The sequence below is a fragment of the Geobacter sulfurreducens PCA genome (assembly GCF_000007985.2).
Classification (GTDB): domain Bacteria; phylum Desulfobacterota; class Desulfuromonadia; order Geobacterales; family Geobacteraceae; genus Geobacter; species Geobacter sulfurreducens.
The window spans coordinates 1,422,870-1,446,072 of sequence record NC_002939.5 but is presented as its reverse complement, the minus strand read 5'-3'; the positions used below and the strand labels follow the sequence as shown (position 1 = coordinate 1,446,072).

Here is a 23,203-nt window from a genome sequence, read left to right as displayed (position 1 = left end):
TCCCCGATCACACCGGCAGCCACACCCTGAAAGTGGTTCCCCTGCCGGGCTCACTCTCCAGGCCGATGGTGCCGCCGTGGGCCTCCACGATCCGCTGGGTAATGACGAGTCCCAGGCCGGTTCCTCCCTCCTTGGTGGTGAAAAACGGAGTAAAGATCTTTTCCCGCTGAGCCGGATCGATCCCACGCCCCGTGTCCGACACCGTGATCTCGACGCCGGCGGGCATATCGCCGCTGGCTCCGCGCATTGCCAGACGCACGGCCACGCGACCGCCCTCGCCGGTCGCCTGGAGCGCATTGAGGATCAAGTTGAGAAAGGCTTGGCGCAGCCGCTCCCGGTCCCCGGCCACCGTCGGCGCTTCTCCCGCCTCAAGACTGAGTCCGATCCCCCGGGCGGTAGCCTCGCTCTCCTGGAGCGTCACGAGTTCACGCAGCTCGGCCGCCAGGTCACATCGTTTTTTCTCCCCATCCAGCGGCCGCGCCAGGCGCAGGAAATCCTCGACCACCCGGTTGAGCCGGTCGGTTTCCTTGATGAGGATCTCCAGGAACTCGAACTTGCGGTCGCCGGGGCTGAAGTCGTCGCGCAGGATCTCCGCCGTGCCCCGGATGGAGCCCAGCGGGTTTCGGATCTCGTGGGCCAGCATGGCCGACATCTCCCCCAGTGCCGACAGGCGTTCGGCCCGGCGCAACTGCTCCTCGATGCCGATGATGAGGTCGGCCTGCCCCCTGAGGGTGCGGTAGGAATCCTCTAAACGCCGGGCGGCGCGCTCCAACTCGTTCCTCCGCTCCTCTTCCTTCTGGCTCAGGTAGCCGGTGATGCCTCCCACCACGTTGTAGAGGAGAATTTCAAGAAACTTCTCCAGCTCCAGCGACGGCCGCGCCCCCCACTGGAACAGGACGTGGGGCACGTAGAGGATACTGACGACGACTGCCGTGCCGAGTCCTCCCCTGAGCCCAAACCAGAAGGCGGCCAGGATGATCGGAAGATAGTAGAGTCTCTGGAACAGATCATGGAGAGCGGGCAGGTGAAGGGGGGTCAGATAGTGGAACAGGCTGATCCCGATAATGAACACTGCCAGCAATGAAATCCGCGCCGAACCGGGCAGTCTCATGGCATTCCCGTGAAAGCGAAAATTTCCCATCCTGCATGCGGAATGGAAACTATGTAGTTCATGACCGGAGATAATGCAAGGACAAAAGGGTAAAACTACATGAATGGACGGACTGCTCCCCGGAACCGCGCGACCCGGCGGGGCGCACGATCAGTGGAAAGGGAGGGCCGTTAATGGGAGAACTTGAGCAGCAGCCCGCTTGAGCGGCGGAATTCGTCCAGGATGGCCCGCGAACCGACGGCGAGAGGGAGAACTCCTTCCTGCCGGGTAAGGGCCTCCTCATGGGTTTCGCCGTCGTTGATGATGATGTCGCCGTTCTTCAGGTGGGTTACGGCGAAGCAGTGACCATCTTCGCGCCGATAGACGTGAATCGCGTAGGTGGTGCCGTTGATCTTCACTTCCGATTGCATAACAAGAGTGACGTCTTCCATCTCACATCTCCCTGCGCCGACAAGGGCGCCGTGCACTGACTACCACACCGGAGAGTGAGCAATATGCGGGCCAATCCGTGAGCAACGGAAATGACTGGCAAAAAACAACGGCAAATCGGAATGATGCGTTATTTGACCAAAGTGTACGGTTATTTAGCGCTTGCGATTCACCACATAATCGGCAAGTTCAATCAGTGCGGCTTTTTCCTGTGAATCAACAAATGCGCCAAGGTGGGCCTTGCAGCGGGCGATATACTCGTTGGCAACGGAGACGGTGTACTCGATGCCGCCATACTTGTGGACGAGGGTGAACACCGATTCGAAGTCACCCGGCTCCAGGATTTCCTTTTCCACTACGGCGGCGATGGTTTCGCGCTCTTCGTCGGAGCACTTCATGAGGGTATGGATAAGAGGGAGCGTGATTTTCCCCTCCTCGAGATCGTGGCCGATTTCCTTGCCGAATTGCTCTTCGCTGGCCGTGTAGTCGAGGGTGTCGTCCATGAGCTGGAAGGCTATGCCCAGGTCCATGCCGAAGTCGCGCAGTGCCTCCTGCTGCTCGGCCGACGACGTGCCCAGGATGGCACCGGCCTCGCAGGCGGCTGAAAGGAGCACGGCGGTCTTGCTCTTGACCACCTCGATGTAGCGCTCCTGGGTCATCTCCAGATCACTGGTGCAGAGGAGCTGCAGGACCTCTCCCTCGGCGATGATCGTCGTGGCACCGGATATGACCTTGAGAATCCGCAGATCCCCGGCCTCTACCATGAGAGAAAAGGACTTGGAAAAGAGAAAGTCGCCCACCAGTACCGAGGCCTCATTGCCCCAGACCTCGTTGGCGGAGGCGTTGCCGCGGCGCAACGTGGCGTTGTCGACCACGTCGTCGTGGAGCAGGGTTGCGGTGTGGATGAATTCGATGACGCTGGCGAGGGGAACGTGGCGATCGCCCTGGTAGCCGCACAGCTTAGCCGAAAGGAGCAACAGCATGGGACGAATTCTCTTGCCGCCGCTGGCAAGGACATACTCTCCCACCTTGCGGATCAGATAGACATCTGATTCCAGGTCCTTTCTGAACTGTAATTCGACGTTTTTCAGGTCATCCCCGACCAGGGAAAGAGCAGCGTGCATCAGGCAACCTCGGGTAAATTTTCGCCAATACTAGGTAATTACGCCTTTTTTGTCAAAGCATTTCTCTCCGTTCTTCTTGCGGATAGCGTAAACCAGTCGAATCGTGACCCCTTTCTGATTGATTTTTGTATCATCCTGAACTACCATTTGAAATTCAAGGTACAGTACGGGATGAGGAGGTGTACAATGGGACACGCCACCGAAATTCAAGTCCTCGTTGTGGACGAATCGGCCCCTTCCCGTGCGTTCATCGCATCGACCCTTGAAAATGGCGGATATATCGTCACATCGGTCGCCTCCGGCGAGGAGGCCGTCCACGAGGTCAACGCCGCCCCCTTCGACATCCTGGTGACCGACATCAATCTTCCCGGGATGAGCGGTCTCAATCTCCTCAAACTCCTGAAAGACTCATTCCCCGACCTGGAAGTGGTGATCGTCACGAGCAACGCCTCCAGCTTCACCGCCATCAAGGCCCTTCGCCTGGGGGCCTACGATTTCATCATCAAACCCGTGGACGACCCCGCCATCCTGACCAACATCGTGGGCCGCGCCGTCGAGAAACAGTCCCTCACCCGTGAGAACCGGCGGCTCATGGACGACATGAAACTGAAGAACCGGGAACTCCATGATGCACTCCACCTGATGAAATCTGCCAACCGCCTCTGCACGGCCATCTCGGCCTCTCTGGACGCGGGCGAGATCCTGAAGCGGCTGGTGGAAGGGGCCGTGGAGGAAGTAAAGGCGAAAAAGGGATACCTTCTGCTCCTGGACCGTGATGGTAGTTCCTTCTCCATGAAAGTCAGCGTGGGTGTGAGCCGCACCCTCGCCAAGGGATTCAGGCTCCGCCACGACCAAGGGATAGCCGGGCTCGTTGCCACCAACAACAAGCCCCTGCGCATCGACGAGGAAGTGCCGCCCCCCCTCACCCACCGGATGCTGGAGGAAGACCCCAACGGCGAACTCTTCACAACTCCCGGCATCGTAACGGTGCCGCTCCAGTTCAAGGGGCGGGTGGCGGGCGTGGTAACCCTTTCGGGCAGGGCCGACGGCAGGGCTTTCACTGATGCGGAAATCGAATTCCTCACCACCCTGGCGAACCACTCGGCCATCGCCCTTGACACGGCAGGTGCCTTCTACAAGCTCAGGAAGGGCACCTCCTGACCCTTTGCCGCCTCCCCGCCCGTTGCATCACCGCTGCCATCCAGTACAATCCTTTATAACCCCGACGCCCCTGTGATATTCCCTCTCCCCCGCCGTATCCGCGGAGGAACGCCGTGTCAGACAATTTCGCTTCCCCGCACGACCGGGACCTTGACGAGCGGGTGCGCCCGCCCGGCTGGATCAACCCGTCTCCGGCTCCGCGCTATGACCTGGTGGTCGTTGGTGCCGGCACGGCCGGACTCGTCTGCGCGGCAGGCGCAGCAGGGCTCGGTGCGCGTGTCGCGCTGGTGGAGCGCCACCGGCTGGGGGGCGACTGTCTCAACTACGGCTGCGTCCCATCCAAGGCCCTCATCCGCGCCGCGCGGGCCGCTCACGATGCCGGGAACGGCGCCCCCTTCGGCGTGACGGGGTGCCACGGGACCGGCGTCGACGGTGCGGCCGTCATGGAGCGGATGCGCCGCCTGCGGGCGGAAATCGGCCGTCACGACGCGGCAGTGCGCTTTCGTGACCTGGGGGTCCACGTCTTCTTCGGCCAGGGTAGCTTCATCAGCCGGAACGCCCTGGAGGTGGACGGACGGCGCCTGAATTTCGTTCATGCCGCCGTCTGCACCGGTGCCCGGGCCGCAGCCCCTCCGGTCCCGGGGCTGGCGGAAGCGGGGTACCTCACCAACGAGACGATTTTTTCCCTCGCAACGCTTCCGGCGCGACTGGCCGTCATCGGCGGCGGCCCCATCGGCTGCGAGCTGGCCCAGGCCGCGGCACGGCTCGGCAGCAGCGTGACGGTGATCGAGGCCGCCCCGGAGATCCTGCCGCGGGAGGACACCGACGCCGCGGCCCTGGTGCGGCACGCCCTGGAGCGGGACAGGGTATCGTTCCTGACGGCGGCAGCTGTCGTCGGGGTGGAACGGCGGAGCGGAGCCCGGACGCTCATCGTCCGGCAGGGGGATCAATCCCATGAGGTGACGGCTGACGAGATCCTGGTGGGGGCCGGGCGAACGCCGAACATCGAAGGGCTGGGACTGGAGCGGGCGGGCATTGTCGCCGATCCGCTCCGAGGGGTCAGGGTCAACGACCGGCTCCGGACCGACAATCCGCGAGTCTACGCCGCCGGCGACATCTGCTCCCCCTACCGATTCACCCACGCCGCAGACGCCATGGCGCGCATCGTCGTCGCCAACGCCCTCTTCGGCGCCCGGCAGCGGTTCTCTACCCAGATCATTCCCTGGTGCACCTACACCGACCCGGAGGTTGCCCACGTGGGCCTCTACGAACGGGAGGCCGGGGAGCGCGGTCTTGCCGTGGACACCCTGACCGTCCCCCTGACCGAGGTCGACCGGGCTCTGCTTGACGGGGAAGACGAGGGTTTCGCCCGGGTGCACCTGAAGCGGGGCACCGACCGGATCGTCGGCGCCACCATCGTGGCCCGCCACGCCGGCGAGATGCTGAACGAGCTGACCCTGGCCATGTCCGCCGGATTGGGCCTTTCCGCCATCGGCCGCAGCATCCACCCCTACCCCACTCAGGCCGAAGCGATCAAGAAGCTGGCCGATGCCTGGAACCGGACCCGCCTCACCCCCGGGGTGAAGCGGCTGATGGGGATCATGCTGACCCTGCGCCGGCTGTGGCGCTAGCCATGAACTACGTGCGAATCATGGAAAATATGAATATATTCCTATAGCCGATTGCCTCCGCTCCCGGCCTGGTATATAACCATCGTTCATGAACGCACAACGAATTATCGTCATCTCCTTCTGTGTCGCACTGGTCGCCCTGTTCTTCATCCTGGACCTGGGACGGCTGCTGACCTTTGCCTCGCTCAAAGCCAATCATGGGGCACTGCTGGCCTTTTACGGGGAACACCGCACCCTGACGGTTGCCGTTTTCCTGGCGATCTACATCATCCAGACCGCCCTGTCGCTGCCGGGGGCCACGATCCTTTCCCTTGCCGCCGGCGCCCTGTTCGGGGCCGTGGCAGGGACTGCCTGGGCGGTGACCGGCGCCACCATCGGGGCGACGCTGGCCTTCCTGCTTACCCGTTACCTCTTTCACGATGCGGTCCAGCGTCGCTTCGGCCCCAGGCTGGAGGGGATCAACCGGGAACTGGAAAAGGCCGGACTCAACTATCTGCTCTTTCTGCGGCTCGTCCCCCTGTTTCCCTTCTTCCTGATCAACCTGGGGGCGGGTCTGACGCGGCTTCCCCTGCGCACTTTCGTGCTCGGGACCTTCGTGGGGATCATCCCGGGCGGTTTCGTCTACGTCAATGCCGGCGCCAGTCTGGCCGCCATCGCGAGCCCCGCGGACATCGCCTCGCCGCGGGTGATCGGTTCCTTTGCCCTGCTGGGGCTCTTTTCGCTGGTGCCGGTTCTGTACAAGAAAATTACCGCTCAAAGGAGAACCTGATGGACTCGTACTATGTACCCGACGATCTGGCGAAGTTCGGCGACATCGGCAAGGATGCGCCGGACTTGGCCAAGAAGTTCTTTGATTACTACGGCGCAGTGTTCGCCGAGGGAGAGCTGACCGAGCGGGAAAAGACCCTCATCGCCCTGGCCGTTGCCCACGCGGTCCAGTGCCCCTACTGCATCGACGCCTATACCCGGGCCTGCCTGGAGAAGGGATCGAATCTGGGCGAGATGACCGAAGCGGTCCACGTGGCCAACGCCATCAGGGGCGGCGCGGCCCTGGTCCACGGGGTGCAGATGCGTAAAATCGCCGAGAAGCTGTCGCTGTAGCCGACCGGACCATGACGGAATCCCTTGCGCAATCCTCCCCCTGCATCGAGGCGTTCTCCCGCGCCCTGGAGCGGTGCGGGCTGGAGCTTCGCCGGGATCGGACCACCACCCTCCAGGTAAACGTGGGGTTCCTGTGCGACCTGGCCTGCCGCCATTGCCACCTGGAGGCGGGACCATCCCGGACCGAGATCATGACGCCGGAAACCATGGAGGAGGTCATCGCCTACGCCTCCCGATGCCGGTTTCAGGCCATCGACATCACCGGCGGCGCTCCGGAGCTCGTCCCCGGCATCGAGCGGCTGGTGACCGGGCTGGCGCCGCTGACGCCCCGGCTTATCATCCGGACGAACCTCTCGGCGTTCCTGAACCCCGGCGTGGCGCACCTGCCCGAGCTGCTCAGGTCTGCGGGCGCCGCCATTGTTGCATCGTTCCCCTCGGCCAACGTCGGCCAGGCCGAGGCCCAGCGCGGCCACGGCATCATGGAGAGGAGCATCACGGCCCTGAAACTCCTGAACGATCTCGGCTACGGCCGCGACGGGAGCGGCCTGGAACTGGACCTGGTGGCCAATCCGACCGGCGCGTTCCTTCCCCCCTCCCAGTGCGAGGCAGAACAGAAGCTCCGCCGGGACCTGGAACGCAAGTACGGGGTGGTCTTCTCGCACCTCTACACCTTTGCCAACGTCCCTTTGGGGCGCTTCCGCCGCTGGCTGGAGGACTCGGGCAACCTGGAGGGATATCTGCAGCGGCTGGCCGGAAACTTCAATCCGGCCACGGTGCCCGGCCTCATGTGCCGCGCTCTGGTCTCCGTGGCCTGGGACGGACATCTCTACGACTGCGACTTCAACCTGGCCGCCGGCCGGGGGCTCGGGGGAGAGCGGCGTCACGTGGCCGACATGGCCTGCCTCCCCCCGGAAGGAACCCTGATCCCCACTGACGATTACTGTTATGCCTGCACCGCCGGTTCCGGTTTCACCTGAGGCGGCGCCATCGGAGCCCCGGAGGGGCCCGGAACACCATGAAGACCGGAGGAGTCCAATGAACGCCCATGAACTGTGGCAACGCTACCAGACCTATCTTCTTTTCGACGCGGACACGGGACTCATCCTTGATGTCAGCAGAATGGCCTTCAGCGATGATTTCTTCGCCTCCATGGAGCCGGCCATGCAGCGCGCCTTCGACGCCATGGAACGGCTGGAGGCGGGTGAGATCGCAAATCCGGACGAAAACCGGATGGTGGGGCACTATTGGCTCAGAAGTCCCGAACTGGCCCCCGACCCCGCTATCGCCGCCGCCATCAGGGAGACTGTTGATCGTGTAACGGCCTTTGCCGCTGATGTCCATAACGGGGTGGTGACGGCGCCCCGAGCCCGCCTCTTCCGCAACGTCCTGGTGATCGGCATCGGCGGCTCAGCCTTGGGGCCACAGTTCGTGGCAGATGCCCTGGGCGGCCACGGCGACCGGATGCGGCCCTTCTTCTTCGACAACACCGACCCTGACGGCATGGACCGGGTACTTGAGACCCTCGGAGCGGATGGGCTGGCGGAAACCCTTGCCATCGTCATCTCCAAGAGCGGCGGCACCAAGGAAACGAGGAACGGCATGCTTGAGGCGGAGGCGGCCTACCGGCGTGCCGGGCTCGACTTTTCCCGTCATGCCGTGGCAGTCACCGGCGCCGGCAGCGAGCTGGACCGGACCGCCGAGGCCGGCGGCTGGCTGTGCCGCTTCCCCATGTGGGACTGGGTCGGCGGCCGCACCTCGGAGACCTCGGCCGTGGGACTCCTGCCGGCCGCGCTCCAGGGAATCCCCATCAGAGACTTCCTCGATGGCGCCCGGACCTGCGACACACTGACTCGCCGGCGCGAGACGCTCCGCAATCCGGCGGCCCTCCTGGCCCTCATGTGGCATCACGCCACCCGGGGCAGCGGCTCCCGCGACATGGTGGTGCTCCCCTACAAGGATCGCCTGCTCCTCTTCTCCCGCTACCTCCAGCAACTCATCATGGAATCCATCGGCAAGGAGCTGGATCTGGACGGCACCGTGGTGAACCAGGGGCTCACGGTCTACGGCAACAAGGGCTCCACGGATCAGCACGCCTACGTGCAGCAGTTGCGTGAGGGGACCAACAACTTCTTCGTCGCTTTCATCGAGGTGCTGAAGGATCGCGAGGGGGCCTCCCTGGCGGTTGAGCCGGGCTTCACCAGCGGCGACTACCTGTCCGGCTTCCTTCAGGGGACCCGCACCGCCCTGAGCGAAAAGGGACGCGAGTCACTCACCATCACCATTCCCGCCATAACCCCACGCACGGTGGGTGTCCTGGTGGCCCTCTTCGAGCGGGCCGTGGGGCTCTATGCCTCCCTGGTCAACATCAACGCCTACCACCAGCCCGGCGTGGAGGCGGGGAAAAAGGCGGCAGGCGGCGTCCTGGCCCTCACGGGCGAGGCACTGGCATTCCTGCGACGGGAAGGGGGCACCCTTTCCGCCACGGAGATCGCCGCGGCACTGGGCAGGCCGGAAGAGGCGGAAACGATATTCAGAAGCCTCCTGCACGCCGCCGCCAACCCGGACCACGGTGTCGTCATGGAAGCGGCATCCCCTCTTACCCGGAGCCGCTTTTCCGCCCGATGAACGGCCGCGCCGCCCGGCACCTGATACTGGTAGGCGGAGGGCATGCCCATCTCCATACCCTCCGGCGCCTCCGGGAGCTTACCGGAGCGGGCATCGCCGTCACCCTCGTCACCCCGGCCCGCCATCACTACTATTCGGGCATGGGGCCGGGAATGCTCGGGGGGCTCTACACGGAAGAGCAGGTTCGCATCGACGTGCAGCGGCTGGCGGAATCGGGCGGCGGGCGGTGCGTGATCGGCGAGGCAGCGGGGCTCGATCCGGACTGCAGGCTGCTCCGGCTCACCGACGGCAGAGAGCTGGCCTACGATGCCCTCTCCCTTAACGCCGGATCGATAGTGGCCGGGCTGGTCCCCGCCCTGCCCGGCGTCTACCCGGTCAAACCCATCGCCAATCTGGCCCGGGCAGTGGAACGGCTGCGGGAAGCGGGCTGCACCGCGCCTCCCCGACTTCTGGTGGTGGGCGGCGGCGCGGCCGGTGTGGAGATTGCCGGCAACGGCCGCCGGCTGCTGGGCGATCGGGGCAGCGTCACCATTGCCAGTGCCGGCCCCCTGCTCGCACCCTTCCCTCCCCTGACCCGTGAGTTGGTCCGCGCCTCCTTCGACCGGCGCGGAATCCGAATGATCGAAGACGCTCCCGTTTCCGGCTGGACAGACGGTACGGCCATCCTTGCCGACGGCCGCCGGATCCCATTCGACGTCGCCCTGATTTCCACCGGCGTGAAACCGCCTCTCCTCCTCGAAAGCCTGGGGCTTCCCCTGGCCCCGGACGGCTCCCTGAGCGTCAACCGCTTCCTCCAGTCGACGGGCTCGGCGTCAGTATTCGGCGGCGGCGACTGCATCGCCTTCGAAGGTGCTCCCCTGGCGCGGGTGGGGGTCTATGCGGTCCGCCAGGGACCGCTTCTCCACGCCAACCTCCGGGCGTACCTTGGCGGGTGCCCCCTTGCCCCCTTCAAGCCTCAGAAGCGCTTTCTCCAGATACTGAACCTGGGTGACGGCACCGGAGTGCTGGTCCGGGGAAAGATCGTCCGGCACGGCACGCTCCCCTGGCTCCTCAAAGACCTGATCGATCGCCGGTTCGTGCGGAGCTTTCAAAAGTAAAAGGATGCTGGACGGAATGTGTGAAGGGGGCTGAGTCTCGTCAGAAACCCTGGGTTGCCAGAAACTGCTGGAATGAGGCAAGATCGAAGGAGGTATCGGGCTTGAGCGGGAAGCCGGTGTTCGGCTCCCGGTCCGCCATGCCGATGGAAAGCACAAAGATGTCCGACTGCCCCGGCGCCAGGAGGCGGGGCCCCCACTGGAGGACGATGACCCGGTTCTGCGGATGGGAGAGGGGCACCCGGGCGGAAACATTGGCAAAGGTGCCGATCCTGTTGGAGAAGTAGACCGTATCCGGCGTGACGGGGCCCTGCCACTCGATGAAATTGGCCAAACCGTTGCGGTCATGCGTCTCGCCGGCCGCTTCGTTGCCATAGTCCACATAGCCGGCCCAACTGTGGCGTTTCAGGTCGAGGGACCCCTCATAGGGAACGAGGCCGTCGACAACCCAGCCCACGTTACCCTCGGCAGATCCGTAGTTCCCCACCCATGGTTCGTCGCCATAGACATAGAAGTAACCCGTGGGCTGCGTGCCGATGTTGGTCATCCGGATCACGAGGGTCACATAGCGGGTACCGGCCCTGAAGATCATGAAACGGTCCATGGACACCGGTACGCCGTCAAGCTCGAACCAGTGGCTGCTGCCGAGAACGAGCCGCCGGGGCGTCGATTCCAAAACGCGGCTCCCCCGGTATTTCCAGGCTGAAGGTGGCATCACCGCGGCCGGATTGCTCCACGGCGAGATGGCCTCGTTGACGTTGCACCAGATGTGATGCCAGGACGCGCCGTCGAAAAACGCCATCCCGGTTTCGTTCATGCTCTGCCGGCGGTCCCTTTCCAGGTCGAAGGGCAGTCCGCCTCCCACGAACAGCCCCCGGCTCTCCTTCCCACCGCTGTCCAGATACCTGCTGAGACAGGTAAGATACTCCGTGCCGTCGGCGGCAAAGCTCCGGACGAACCCGCTCCCGTCACGGCGGAACCACTCGTATTCAAGACGCGGCCCCCCGGTGGCGTGGCTCACATTGCCATTGAGAAAACGGAACACTGGCTCGGCCGGCAGGGCGAGGAGAAGAGCGTTCTCGTCGCCGAGCAGCAGGTCATCCTTTACCAGGTAATGGCCGTCCACCCCCCTGAGGATGTAAATTCCCTGCCAGTGCCCATAATAGCGGAACCGCAGCGACGTGACGGCAGCAAACACCACCACAAGCAGGGCTGCAAGGGTGAACAGCCGACGTTTCGGCCACCTGAACAAGGGAATTTGTGGGATCGCCATGCGTCATCCTGCCGGAAATAACTGCCGGCAACCGAACCTCGCGACCGGTCGGGCGCCATGGTTCATTTACCGCAGTATCCGCCATACGATAGTGTCATATGACAGACTCACTTTCGGTTAGGATAACGCTAACATTAAACGTTATGCTACATAAGAAATTTTAATTATTATGTATACATAATCACAAATTATTGATTTTGCACATTTTTAAAATTGACCGTCAAAATCTGACGTACAAAGGCAGGAATTAGAGGGGAAGAAAATGCGTGACCCGCTTCCGCTATTTGCCCATCTCCTTCACGATCTTGCCATAGAGGTCTTCGGAGTCAATGCCGCAGATCGTTTTTCCGTCCACAAGGGCAAAAGGGGTCTTGTGGCAGGGACCGCACTTGCCGACGCAGTCCTTGATCCTCACATCGAGCTTGGGGAACTGTTCATGCAGTCGCTTGACCACTTTGTTCTTCCCCTTGTTGTGCTCGCAGAAGCGTATTTTCATCATGCCGTCCTTTCACACGCCGACTGCGGCGGAGGCAGGAAGAACCGCCTCCCCGCAGCCGGTCTCGTACACCGCTCAGCAAGACATCACGGCGCTTGGCCGTCGACTGGGGGGGCGGTGAACACCCGCACACCCAGTTCGTTGTCGATCATCAGCAGGCCGTAACCGTTGTCTCCCACCAGCTTCAGCTTACCGATGATCTCCCGGTCGTTTTCCTCCTCCTCGATCTGCTCGGTCACGAACCACTGGAGGAAAATCTGGGTGGCATGATCCTTCTGCCGGACCGCCAGCTCGGTCAGATCGTTGATGCACCGGGTGATGTACATCTCGTGTTCGAGGGTCTTCTCGAACATTTGCAGCAGGGAGGCGAACTCGGCCGGCGGTGCGTCTATGGGACCGAGCGTCACGTGCTCGCCCTGGCTGTTGATGTACTGATAGAACTTCATGAAATGAAGCATCTCCTCCTGGTACTGGACCATGAACCAGGTGGCGGCCCCCTTGAGCCCCATGGAGTTGGCATAGGACGACATGGAGAGGTACAGTTGGGCCGAATAGAGTTCGATATTCAAGTGCTTGTTGAGGGCTGCGGCCATCTCGGTGTTCAGCATGGATGATGTTCCTCCTTGAGTGTGGTGAGTTGGGATCAGTATATCGGAAAACGAACGAAAGGCCAGGCAGTTCAGCCGGCAGGGCCGGTTGAGAGATTGCTGATGGAACGCTCGGCCTCCACGATCACCCGCCACAGGTCTTCGCTGTCCCCCAGCCCCACTTTCACCAGGTAGGCAGCGATGCTCATGTTGGTCCGGGCGCGGAACAGTTCGACCTGACGGAGAAAATCCGGCTCCACCTGATCGGAATCGCGCAGATAGGCTTCCAGGAACAGTTCCTCGGGATAGGCGTTCACTATTTCCCCATAGTGATAGAACTGGTTCCGGAACTGGGCCAGGAAGCACCCCACGTCAAAGGCGCGGGGAAGCACGTAGGAGCTTTCGAAGTCTATTGCCGCCACGAACAGGGTTGAACGGTTCTCCATGACATCCTGGCCCACGAACACGTTTTTCGGATGGAAATCGCCATGGCCCTGCACCATGTACGCACTCCCCTCCGCCACCACCCGCCGCTCCTCTGCCGCCACCGCAGCGAGAATCTCTTGCACCTTGCGGGTGTGCCTGTGCCCGATGGCGGTGAACCGCTCCAGGTATCGGGCCAGACGCTCGTCTTCCCGGACCAGAAATTCATCGCGCGGCGTGATCCTGAGGCGGCAGCCATGAAGTCGGGCCAGCCAGCCGGCAGCCAGTGACAGGTATGCTCTCCCGTCCTCCGGTTCGGCCGTCAGGAGCTTGTCGAAGAGCGATTTTCCGCGCAGGCCCTGTTCGATGAGCGTCATGGAGGCTTCGTCCTCATCGATGGGGCGGGGTACCCTGAACTTCCCCTCATCGAAGCCGTGGCCGACGATCTCCCCCATGATGCGAAATGCCCGCTCGGCGGACCGCCACTTATGCCGGGTGCCGATCTCCTTGATGATGAGCCGTTCGCGCACCTCGTCGGCCCCCTTGGTACCGATGGTCACCTCGATGACCTGGCTGTTGGCGCCCGAGCGGGGAATCTCCTTCAGGAACGGCCGACACCTGCCGTGCCTGATCTCGGCTGCCAGGTCGGCGATGGTCTTGACGGCATGGTCGAACTGGGTCGGATAGAGCCCTGCGTAGTTTTCACCATGGGTATCTGTGCCCGCGATGGCAGTGAACCGGTCGCGATGCCAGTCCTGGAGCCCCTGACTGTTCTCCCGCACCGTGTGGTTGGAGTTGAAGATCTCCACACCGTCCAGCAGCGGATGGCAAAGCTGCTCCGGCGTGGGGCGCTTCCCCCTGCGGTAGGGATGGGCCCAGACAAGGGCGGCAGCCGGGTAGCGCCGCCGGATTTCAGCCAGCGGAGTCCCCCGCTCGATCGTCGCATCCGCCCCGAAGACGAGCACATCGCCGAGTTCCGGCGTGGTTACTTCCTGGCCGGCAAGGATGACGAAATGGTCGGGTACCTCCGCCCGGCGCCGGACATCGGCCAGTTCAGAGGCTTCCCAGAGGTGATGGTGATCCGTAAGAACGATCCCCTGCAGGTTCTTCGCCGCCACCTGCCGCACTAGGTTCACGGCCGCAACGCCGCTGCAGGAGGAGTATTCGGAGGTATGACAATGCATCTCGATCAGCACGGTGAATCCTCCCATCATCGTGGTCTCAGGACAAGGATACCAGACCCCCTCCCGACAACAACCGGTCCGTCCAATCCGGGCCCGCCCGTTTTACAGGCAACCTACACAACCGTGTACATTTTATAATCACTAAACCCACCTCACCGCGCGCCTCCAGCACGCCTCCCCCATAAAATTTGCCGATAAATCAGGCAATTGCCCACCTCAACATCACGCCATGCACAGTTTTGGTGCAGTACGTGCATAAAATGCAGGCAATCTACTCAGAGAGACAGGACGCAATCTGTTCACACAGTTGACTGTCTACATTTTAATCAGGGGAGGAATCATGTCACCGCATCAAGTCGACGAGAAACTTCAGGGCATCTATCAGGACGTTCTCAAGCGCAACCCGGGCGAAGTGGAATTCCACCAGGCAGTGGCCGAGGTGCTCGAATCCCTCGGCCCCGTCGTCACCAAGCACCCCGAATACCTGGAGCGCAAGATCATCGAGCGGATCTGCGAACCCGAACGCCAGATCATCTTCCGGGTACCCTGGCAGGACGACAAAGGCCAAGTCCACATCAACCGCGGCTTCCGCGTGGAGTTCAACTCGGCCCTCGGTCCCTACAAGGGCGGCCTCCGCTTCCATCCGTCGGTCTACCTGGGCATTATCAAGTTCCTGGGCTTCGAGCAGATCTTCAAGAACTCCCTCACCGGCATGCCCATCGGCGGCGGCAAGGGGGGTTCCGACTTCGACCCCAAAGGAAGGTCCGATGATGAGATCATGCGTTTCTGCCAGAGCTTCATCACCGAGCTCTACCGCCACCTGGGCGAGCACACCGACGTTCCCGCCGGCGACATCGGCGTGGGCGGCCGCGAGATCGGCTACATGTTCGGCCAGTACAAGCGGATCACCAACCGGTGGGAAGCGGGCGTGCTGACCGGCAAGGGGCTCAAGTGGGGCGGCTCCCTCGTGCGTACCGAGGCCACCGGCTACGGCGCAACCTTCTTCATCAACGAGGCCCTCAAGGTCCGCAAGGATTCCTTTGACGGCAAGATCTGCACCGTGTCCGGTTCCGGCAACGTGGCCATCTACACCATCGAGAAGATTCACCAACTGGGCGGCAAGTGCGTGGCCTGCTCCGACTCCAACGGCGTCATTTTCCACGAAAAAGGTCTCGACCTGGACCTCATCAAGCAGCTGAAGGAAGTGGAGCGTCGCCGCATTGAGGACTACGCCTCCTATCACAAGGATGCCAAGTACATCGCGGGCGGCAACATCTGGGACATCCCCTGCCAGGTAGCCATGCCGTCGGCAACCCAGAACGAGATCAACGGCAAGGATGCCAAGACCCTGGTGAAGAACGGCTGCATCGCCGTGGGCGAAGGCGCCAACATGCCCACCACCCCCGAAGGGGTCAAGGTATTTCTCGACGCCAAGATTGCCTACGGCCCCGGCAAGGCTGCCAACGCAGGCGGCGTCGCAACGTCGGCCCTGGAAATGCAGCAGAACGCCCAGCGCGATTCCTGGTCGTTCGAAGACACCGAGAAGAAGCTTGAGAACATCATGAAGGGCATCCACCGTCTCTGCCACGAGACCGCCGAGGAATACGGCGCCACCGGCAACTACGTGCTCGGCGCCAACATCGCCGGCTTCACCAAGGTTGCCGATGCCATGGTGGCCCACGGCCTCGTCTAACAGCCTGGAAGCAACCAGGCAGCCCCATGCAAAAAGCCCGGTCCGGAGATGATCTCCGGGCCGGGCTTTTTCGTTCAGACGGCTGGCGCCCACGGTCCATGGCGATTAGTCAAGGTAAACATGGCTGCTCAATGACGCAGATGCCCCACAACGGTTTTGCAGCAGCCTGCTAGAACTTTTCGAACTGGTCATCCAGGTAGTCGCCGTCCATCTTCAGGTCCACGCCCTTGCCGGCTACAGCCTTTCGCGGCGCGACAGGCTCCGTCCGGCGTTCGTTGCCGTGGCCCAGGCGCAACGCAGCGGGCTTCTTCGCCACCGCGGCCGGACGCACGGCCGGAGATCTCCCGGCAGCCCGCCCCTGCTCGTCGGTTTTGAAAAATGTGATGGTCGACTGGAGATGCTCCGCCTGCCCGGCCAGCTCTTCGCTGGTGGACGCCATCTCTTCGCTGGCGCTGGCGTTCTGCTGGATCACTTGGTCAAGCTGCTGGATCGCCTTGTTGATCTGCTCCGCTCCCGAGTCCTGCTCCTTGCACGCGGCACTGATCTCCTGCACCAGTTCCGCGGTACGCTGGATATCCGGCACCATCCGCGCCAGCATCTCGCCGGCCTCTTCCGCTACCTGAACGCTGGAGGCAGACAGTTCGCTGATCTCGCCCGCTGCCTTCTGGCTCCGTTCGGCAAGCTTTCTGACCTCGGCCGCTACCACTGCGAACCCTTTGCCGTGCTCACCGGCACGCGCCGCTTCGATGGCTGCGTTCAACGCCAGCAGGTTCGTCTGACGGGCTATCTCCTCGATGATCGAGATCTTGGAGGCGATTTCCTTCATGGCACTCACCGTGCCGGCAACAGCCTTGCCACCCTCGCGGGCATCAGTGGCGCTCTTCAGGGCGATCTTCTCAGTCTGAGAGGCGTTGTCCGCGTTCTGCCGGATATTGGCCGCCATCTGCTCCATGGAGCTGGAGGCCTCTTCGGCCGCGGCTGCCTGCTCGGTGGCTCCCTGACTCATGACCTCGGAGCTGGAGGAGAGCTCCTGGCTGCCGGCAGCAACGTTATCGGCCGAGTTCTTCACATCGGTTACAATGTCACGGAGCTTGGCAACCATGTCGTTGAGGGCCGCCACCAACTGCCCCACCTCGTCCTTCCGATCAATGTCGAGGGTGCTCCGCAGGTCGCCGTCAGCTATCTTCAGGGCGAATTCAACCCCCTTCAGGACCGGAATGCTGATGGAACGGGAGATGAGCAGTGCCAGAACAACGCCGATTACCAGGGCGGCAATGCTCAGGGCGATCACGGCGGTCTTGGTGCTGTTGGCGTTGGCGATCATCTGTTCATCGGAGAGGATATTCTTGCGGGATGTCTCATTTAGCCCGGCCAGGTGCTTCTGCACCAGCTGCAGGTTCGGCTGGGTCTGACTCGCGAAGATGATCTCCGCGTCCTTGCGGCCCTGCTCACCCTGCTCTTTGTTGTAGGCCTTCTTGATGAGCCCTGCCGACTCGTGGAGCTTGCGGTGGGGTTCCTCGATGGCAGCCAGTTCGTCCTTCAGCGCGGGAAGCATGGCCTCGGCCTGCTTGCGTCCCTCGCCGTAGTACCACTCGCCGAACTTGCACTTGGTGTGATCCACCTGAACGGTGAGCTCCCTGACCTTGCCATCCAGCAGGAACGTGCTGACGTTCTTGGCCCAGTTGAGGTGATCCACCTCCCGTTGGAGGAGCTCGGCCCGCAGTTTGTTCCCTTCGCTTACCTCGTGGCCGTCCCTGACAACCTTTGACAGGCCGTTCACCGCCCAGACGCCGATGACCGCCAGCAACACAAGGACACTACCGATGCCCGCAAGCACCTTGAGACTCAGCTTCAGGTTCTTCCAGCTCATTGACACCTCTCCTTCCAGTTACTCAGGGTTTTCCCGGACTCATCTCCGAAAAACCTTATTTCACTCCAACTATTGCGTGTATCGGTTTACCCAGTAAAACCTTGAGGAGTTTTTTTAAAACAAAGGCCCACCAACTAAAACAATTGGTCTAACAACACGACAAACTGACACTTACAGATAATAAAAAAACCGCGGCACTCGCCGCGGTTTATCACCTCACCTATCAGGGGAATTTCTCAGATGTTAAAAAAGGCTATGGTTGCCTGGAGCTGTTCGGCCTGACTCGCCAGTTCTTCGCTGGTGGACGCCATTTCCTCGCTGGTGGAGGCGTTCTGCTGGATCACGTTGTCCAGTTGCTGGATGGCCCTGTTAATCTGGTCCGCGCCGGAATCCTGCTCCTTGCACGCCGCGCTGATCTCCTGCACCAGTTCTGCGGTCCGCTGAATATCGGGAATCATGCGGGCAAGCATCTCTCCAGCCTTCTCCGCGATTCGCACGCTGGATGCGGACAACTCACCGATCTCTCCCGCAGCTTTCTGACTCCGTTCGGCCAGCTTGCGCACCTCGGAGGCCACCACCGCGAACCCCTTGCCGTGCTCGCCGGCCCGGGCCGCCTCGATGGCCGCGTTCAGGGCCAGCAGATTCGTCTGGCGGGCGATCTCTTCAATGATCGCGATCTTGCCGGCGATAACCTTCATGGCCGATACGGTCTCGGCAACCGCCTCCCCTCCCTCGCGGGCATCCGCGGCGCTCTTGCCGGCAATTTTCTCGGTCTGGACCGCATTATCGGCAGTGTGTCTGATAGAACCGCTCATCTCCTCCATGTTGCCGGACGCCTGCTCTGCCGCTGCCGCCTGCTCGGTGGCCCCCTCGCTCATCTCCTCGGCGCTTACGGACAGCTCGCGGGCACCGGCGGCCACGTTGTCCGAAGCAGACTTGACACTGGTGACTACCTCCCTGAGCTTGCTCACCATATTGCCCATGGCGGCAAGCAGGCGACCGATCTCATCCGTCCCCTTTGCTTCAACGGCAACGGAAAGATCGCCCGTGGCCAGCCGGTCTACGGTGGCAACTGCGTCGCGCAGCGGGCGCACGAGCCGTCCCGACACGAACCCGGCCACAAGACACGCCAGCAGAACCGTGCCCACTGCGCTGCCGACGATGATCAGCTTGAGGCGATCGTAAGATTCGAAGAACTCACTTTTCTTTACGCCGACGTACAGCACGCCGATGATCGCACCGCTCGCATCCCGGAGCGGATCATAGGACGTAAAGTAGGGAACGCCGAGAATATTCGCTTCGCCGCGGTAAGGTTTCCCTTGCTTGAAAATTGTATCATAGGCGGGCCCCTGGAGCTTTGTGCCGATGGCGCGGCTGCCGTCCTCCTTCTTGACGTTGGTGGAAACCCGCAGGTCGCCCATGAAGATGGTTGCCGTCCCGCCGCAAAGATCCTTCACCTTGTCGGGAATCTCAAAGTTGTCGTTTACCACGTACTCGCCGACCATGAGCCTGCCATTGTCGATCCGGGCGTTGGCTCCCTTCTGACGGAGCAGTTCCCAGAGAGTCTTGAGCCGCGTTTCCTGGGAAACCGTGGCAACCCTCATCAGATCGGCCTTGAACCGCGCAAGGCAAATGGCTGTGATCACCGTTGCCGTCAGAACAACGATTATCGCGGTCATGGCAATGAGCTTCCACCGGATAGTCATGTTGCGCAATCCCATGCATACCTCCCGAACATTCACAATGTGCTAGAGATATCTTTCGACGGCCCGCCACCCATCTTTAACGATGATTTAACGGCCATGCCGAACCAACAGCAGTTTTATAACCGCGTATACCATACCTGGGAATAAACTGCCGGGAGCACGCGCCGCAACTGCCCCGGCATCATTACATCTTCCTGCCTATGCCCCACACGTTTCCCGATGCTGCCGCAGAGATGAACAGGTGCCCGCTATCAGGAATTTCCTGATATCAGCGAACGAGCCTCAGAATCCATGAAACTCCGTTGCCCGAAAAGACAAATGGCTCTCCGGCCGTGCCGGAGTGCCATCACGAGCAGCGGGCTCGGCACATTTCAATGCCACGAGCGCGCGTGATCGGACGCGGGGATAATCGCGGCCTGCGCACGGGTGACTTCTCCTCTCAATCGGCTGAGACGGCGGGAGGCAGCGGCACCGTCGCTCGACCGTACCGCCGCCTCCACCTTGGCGGCGCAGCTGGCAACGAGAGGTGCCCCTACCGTTGCCGCAGCTCCCTTGAGGGTGTGAGCAGCAGCGGCGGCGCCGGCATAGTCGCCGGCAGCGAGGCATTCGTCGATCCGGTCGCACAGTTTGAACGCTGACTGGGCAAACGTGGACAAGAGTTCTTCCACTGCGTGGTCAAGACCGGCTTCGGTGAACTGTCTCCGCTGAAACTCCAGATCGAACGGGAAGAAGCGCGCAGGATCGCCTGACGGTGGAGTCGTTCCGACGGGCGGATGCATCTGCTCACCCTCGGCACATAAAAGGATCATCCTGCGAAGCTCTTCCCGCAGCAGAGGTTTGGTAAGATAGCCGGTCACGTCCGCTTCCAGGCACCGCTCACGGTCGGCCGCCAGAGCATGGGCCGTGAGGAAGACGATGGGCGTCGACCGCGCCCGCTCACCGGCCTCTCCCCGGCGAATCGCCCAGGTGGCCTCGATGCCGTCCATTTCGGGCATCGAAATATCCATGAACACCAGTTCGAAATCCCGGTCACGGAGGACGTCGATGGCCTCCCGGCCGTTGGTGACGGCGGTCACCCGCTGGTTGAGGGCCGTGAGGAGCCCGACGGCCACGGTCCGGTTCAAATCATTGTCCTCAACCAGGAGAACCTCAAGGGACGGCAGCTCCCTGTCCTGCTCCTGGTTTTCGGCGGCGCAGTCGTGGAACTGCGGGCCATCAGCCGGCTCCAGGGGGAGACACACGCTGAACGTGGCGCCACTGCCCGGTTCGCTCTCCACGGCGATCGTTCCTCCCATCAATTCCACGAGCCCCTTCGTAATGGCGAGACCGAGGCCGGTTCCGCCGTAGATGCGAGTAGTCGAGGAATCAGCCTGGCGGAACATCTCGAAGATACTCTCCTGCTTGGCCTTATCGATCCCGATGCCGGTATCGCTGACGGTGAAGACCAGTCCGGCACCGGCGGGAGCCTGGTCTGCGACCATGGTGACCACGCCGCCCGTCGGCGTAAACTTGAGGGCATTGGACAGAAGATTGGTCAGTATCTGACGGAGGCGAGCCGGATCGCACCAGACGAACCGGGGCGTCCCCTCGCCCACGCTGACACTGAGGCTGATCTGCTTGCGCGTTGCCTGCACGGCGAACAGGCGCCGGAGCGATTCGACAAAGGAGCGCAGCTCGACCGCCTCTGGAAACAGCTCCAGGCGCCGGGCCTCCACCCGCGACAAGTCAAGGATATCGTTGATGATGATCAGCAACGACTCGGCGGCAGTGGTCGAGTCATCCAACAGGCGGCGTTGCTCCTGAGTAAGCGGAGTGTCGACCAGGAGCTGGTTGATGCCGATGATGGCATTCATGGGAGTGCGGATCTCATGGCTCATGGTTGCCAGGAAATCACTCTTAGCGCGGCTCGCCTCTTCGGCATCCTTGCGCGCCAGGATCAGCTCTGCGGTCTTTTCCTCGACCTTTTCCTCCAGATTGTGGATGAAGGTATGGAGCTCGGTCGACATCACATTGAATGATGCGGCGAGTTCGTTCATTTCGCGGCCGTGATCGAGGGGAAGCTGCTCTCCGAGATAGCGGCGGTCGTGGGCAATCCGACGGGCCCCCTCGGTGACAACGGCCAGGGGTTTCAGGACGAGACGCTCGAAAATCCGGTTCTGGACGGCGAAAAGAGCGGCAATGATACCGAAGAGCAGCGCCGACAGCTTAAGGGAAAAGCTGTTGGCCTCGGCATAGGTCGAAGCCAGGGGGATGCGGATTGAGACAGCCGACACAAGCTCATGTTCGTGACGGCCAAAACTCCGCTCGGCTCCATAGTTGTGGACAAGTCCGGCGGGGGCCTTCTCCGGGCTGCTATGGCAGAGCAGGCACGGCTTTTCCATGGTTTCACCCCGGACCATGGAAACGAAAAACGGTTTGCCGTCGATCTTCCGCACGCCATTGAACGAGGTCACCGCCGCGTCACGGCCGGCCCGCTCCAGGAACGCACGCTCGAAGGAGTCGGCCTCGTTCAGGGGACTCCGGGCGTTGATGGCGCACTCCTTATAGTAATACCCCTTGCCGTGTCGGGTCTGAAATATCTTGTCGATCTCCCGGACCGCATAGGTAGAGGACATCCAGGCCGGATCGAAGTACTCCTTGTCGCGTAGCGGTTTCGTCAGAGCGAGAAGTCGTGGCTTGAGCTGCTGATTGAAGTACGTATGGATAGCAAGGTAGCGCGCAAGGATTCGTTCGGCATCCCTGCCGGCATCAATGAGTGCAAGCTGTTTCTGGGCCACATTGACTACCAGGACAATCGCAAGGGATGCCACACAAAGCAGCAGCAGGTTTATCCTCAGAAGTCTGTTTTTGAGCGATTGGGCATGCTTCTTGGGGGTCATCTCGATACGTTTCTCTTTCACCTGAACCCTGAGATACCCCCATTGAACACCATACAAGCCGGAAATGAGAGCGGTGTTTCCGAAGGGATGTATTTAATAATATCGGTAAAAATGGAACGTTCTTTACCGGGAATTTCCCGATCAGTCCCCCACTACGCCATGGCGACGGCCGGCCAGCAGACAAGTGTCCCCCTTCAGTCCCCCCCAGGGGGAGGGAACAGCCGGAACGTGCTCAGAAGACACCATGGACAACACAAAAAAGCGCCCCGAACAACCGGGGCGCAATGCAGCCGTGTAACCAATCACTTCAGCAGGCTATGCCGCCGTCTGCTCCAATGTCGTCAGCCCGGCCAAGTCATCACCGCCGAAGACCCGGTCGATGTCCAGGATCATCAGAAAGGCATCGCCGCGCTTCCCCATTCCCTTCAGGAACGAGGTGTCCAACTTCGTCCCGATCCGGGGCGCAGGCTCGATGTTCACTCCCTCCAGCTCGAACACCTCCTGCACTGAGTCCGCAAGCATCCCCAGCACCAGTGTCTCAGCTCCCGTCTCTACCTCAACCACGATGATGCACGTGTTGATGCTGCGCTCCGTTTCAGGCATCCCGAATTTCTGCCGCAAGTCGATCACCGGAACCACGCTCCCCCGCAGGTTGATCACACCGCGCATGAATTCGGGAGTCTGCGGGACCTTGGTGATGCTGCTCCATTCCAATATCTCACGGACCTTGGCCACGTCCACCCCAAAGACTTCCCCGGCAAGAGTGAAGGTCAGGTACTGCCGCGTTTCCGTTGCGTCTGCGTGTGCCATCGCTCC

At 61.9% G+C, this 23,203-nt stretch carries 19 protein-coding genes; 8 read left to right on the top strand and 11 right to left on the bottom strand.

What is annotated here, in order from left to right; all coding sequences use genetic code 11:
- Positions 1 to 7: 7 nt before the first annotated feature.
- The 3 genes from GS_RS06570 to GS_RS06560 all read right to left on the bottom strand — a co-directional run bounded on the left by GS_RS06570 (position 8) and on the right by GS_RS06560 (position 2,664).
- Complete coding sequence (locus GS_RS06570) at positions 8 to 1,111, bottom strand: two-component system sensor histidine kinase NtrB (protein ID WP_010941973.1); 1,104 nt, start codon at positions 1,109 to 1,111, stop codon at positions 8 to 10.
- 170 nt (positions 1,112 to 1,281) lie between these two features.
- Complete coding sequence (locus GS_RS06565; protein WP_010941972.1) at positions 1,282 to 1,542, bottom strand: hypothetical protein; 261 nt, start codon at positions 1,540 to 1,542, stop codon at positions 1,282 to 1,284.
- Between the two features lie 153 nt (positions 1,543 to 1,695).
- Entirely contained in the window at positions 1,696 to 2,664 is a 969-nt protein-coding gene (locus GS_RS06560; RefSeq protein WP_010941971.1) for a polyprenyl synthetase family protein, read from the bottom strand.
- Positions 2,665 to 2,850: 186 nt separating this feature from the next.
- Between GS_RS06560 and GS_RS06555 the strand changes: the two genes are divergently transcribed.
- The 7 genes from GS_RS06555 to GS_RS06525 all read left to right on the top strand — a co-directional run bounded on the left by GS_RS06555 (position 2,851) and on the right by GS_RS06525 (position 10,279).
- Positions 2,851 to 3,825 carry a response regulator gene (locus GS_RS06555; protein WP_010941970.1) on the top strand — a complete coding sequence of 325 codons (975 nt, stop codon included), beginning with the start codon at positions 2,851 to 2,853 and terminating at the stop codon, positions 3,823 to 3,825.
- 113 nt (positions 3,826 to 3,938) lie between these two features.
- Complete coding sequence (locus GS_RS06550; RefSeq protein ID WP_010941969.1) at positions 3,939 to 5,456, top strand: mercuric reductase; 1,518 nt, start codon at positions 3,939 to 3,941, stop codon at positions 5,454 to 5,456.
- 88 nt (positions 5,457 to 5,544) lie between these two features.
- The gene (locus GS_RS06545; protein WP_010941968.1) at positions 5,545 to 6,225 is read left to right on the top strand and encodes a TVP38/TMEM64 family protein; all 681 of its coding nucleotides are present in this window, start codon (positions 5,545 to 5,547) and stop codon (positions 6,223 to 6,225) included.
- Positions 6,225 to 6,557: an arsenosugar biosynthesis-associated peroxidase-like protein gene (locus GS_RS06540; protein ID WP_010941967.1), complete on the top strand. Its 333-nt coding sequence runs from the start codon at positions 6,225 to 6,227 to the stop codon at positions 6,555 to 6,557. The genes GS_RS06545 and GS_RS06540 overlap by 1 nt, the downstream gene beginning before the upstream one ends.
- 11 nt (positions 6,558 to 6,568) lie before the next feature.
- Positions 6,569 to 7,534: an arsenosugar biosynthesis radical SAM (seleno)protein ArsS gene (gene arsS / locus GS_RS06535; RefSeq protein WP_164930425.1), complete on the top strand. Its 966-nt coding sequence runs from the start codon at positions 6,569 to 6,571 to the stop codon at positions 7,532 to 7,534.
- A 58-nt stretch (positions 7,535 to 7,592) separates the two neighbouring features.
- Positions 7,593 to 9,182 carry a glucose-6-phosphate isomerase gene (locus GS_RS06530; RefSeq protein WP_010941965.1) on the top strand — a complete coding sequence of 530 codons (1,590 nt, stop codon included), beginning with the start codon at positions 7,593 to 7,595 and terminating at the stop codon, positions 9,180 to 9,182.
- Positions 9,179 to 10,279: an FAD-dependent oxidoreductase gene (locus tag GS_RS06525; protein ID WP_010941964.1), complete on the top strand. Its 1,101-nt coding sequence runs from the start codon at positions 9,179 to 9,181 to the stop codon at positions 10,277 to 10,279. The genes GS_RS06530 and GS_RS06525 overlap by 4 nt, the downstream gene beginning before the upstream one ends.
- Positions 10,280 to 10,319: 40 nt before the next feature.
- On the opposite strand, the gene GS_RS06520 is transcribed toward GS_RS06525, so the two are convergent.
- The 4 genes from GS_RS06520 to GS_RS06505 form a co-directional block, all read right to left on the bottom strand.
- Positions 10,320 to 11,549, bottom strand: coding sequence for a hypothetical protein (locus tag GS_RS06520; protein WP_010941963.1), 1,230 nt, complete (start codon positions 11,547 to 11,549; stop codon positions 10,320 to 10,322).
- A gap of 280 nt (positions 11,550 to 11,829) precedes the next feature.
- The gene (locus GS_RS06515) at positions 11,830 to 12,048 is read right to left on the bottom strand and encodes a DUF1450 domain-containing protein (protein WP_010941962.1); all 219 of its coding nucleotides are present in this window, start codon (positions 12,046 to 12,048) and stop codon (positions 11,830 to 11,832) included.
- Between the two features lie 83 nt (positions 12,049 to 12,131).
- Entirely contained in the window at positions 12,132 to 12,653 is a 522-nt protein-coding gene (locus tag GS_RS06510) for a ferritin (protein ID WP_010941961.1), read from the bottom strand.
- 71 nt (positions 12,654 to 12,724) lie between these two features.
- A complete protein-coding gene (locus GS_RS06505; protein ID WP_010941960.1) occupies positions 12,725 to 14,251 on the bottom strand; it encodes a phosphotransferase in 1,527 nt (508 codons plus the stop codon).
- Between the two features lie 328 nt (positions 14,252 to 14,579).
- On the opposite strand from GS_RS06505, the gene gdhA reads away from it, so the two are divergent.
- The gene (gene gdhA, locus GS_RS06500; protein ID WP_010941959.1) at positions 14,580 to 15,932 is read left to right on the top strand and encodes an NADP-specific glutamate dehydrogenase; all 1,353 of its coding nucleotides are present in this window, start codon (positions 14,580 to 14,582) and stop codon (positions 15,930 to 15,932) included.
- A 169-nt stretch (positions 15,933 to 16,101) separates the two neighbouring features.
- Here gdhA and GS_RS06495 read toward each other — a convergent pair whose 3' ends face one another.
- From GS_RS06495 to GS_RS06480, 4 genes are all read right to left on the bottom strand, one after another.
- Positions 16,102 to 17,802, bottom strand: a complete 1,701-nt coding sequence (locus GS_RS06495) for a methyl-accepting chemotaxis protein (RefSeq protein WP_010941958.1) — start codon at positions 17,800 to 17,802, stop codon at positions 16,102 to 16,104.
- Between the two features lie 236 nt (positions 17,803 to 18,038).
- Positions 18,039 to 19,523 (bottom strand): methyl-accepting chemotaxis protein, encoded by a 1,485-nt coding sequence (locus GS_RS06490; RefSeq protein WP_010941957.1) that lies wholly within the window; start codon positions 19,521 to 19,523, stop codon positions 18,039 to 18,041.
- A 356-nt stretch (positions 19,524 to 19,879) separates the two neighbouring features.
- A complete protein-coding gene (locus GS_RS06485) occupies positions 19,880 to 22,408 on the bottom strand; it encodes a c-type heme family protein (protein WP_235044992.1) in 2,529 nt (842 codons plus the stop codon).
- Between the two features lie 294 nt (positions 22,409 to 22,702).
- Positions 22,703 to 23,197: a chemotaxis protein CheW gene (locus GS_RS06480; protein WP_010941955.1), complete on the bottom strand. Its 495-nt coding sequence runs from the start codon at positions 23,195 to 23,197 to the stop codon at positions 22,703 to 22,705.
- Positions 23,198 to 23,203: the final 6 nt, after the last annotated feature.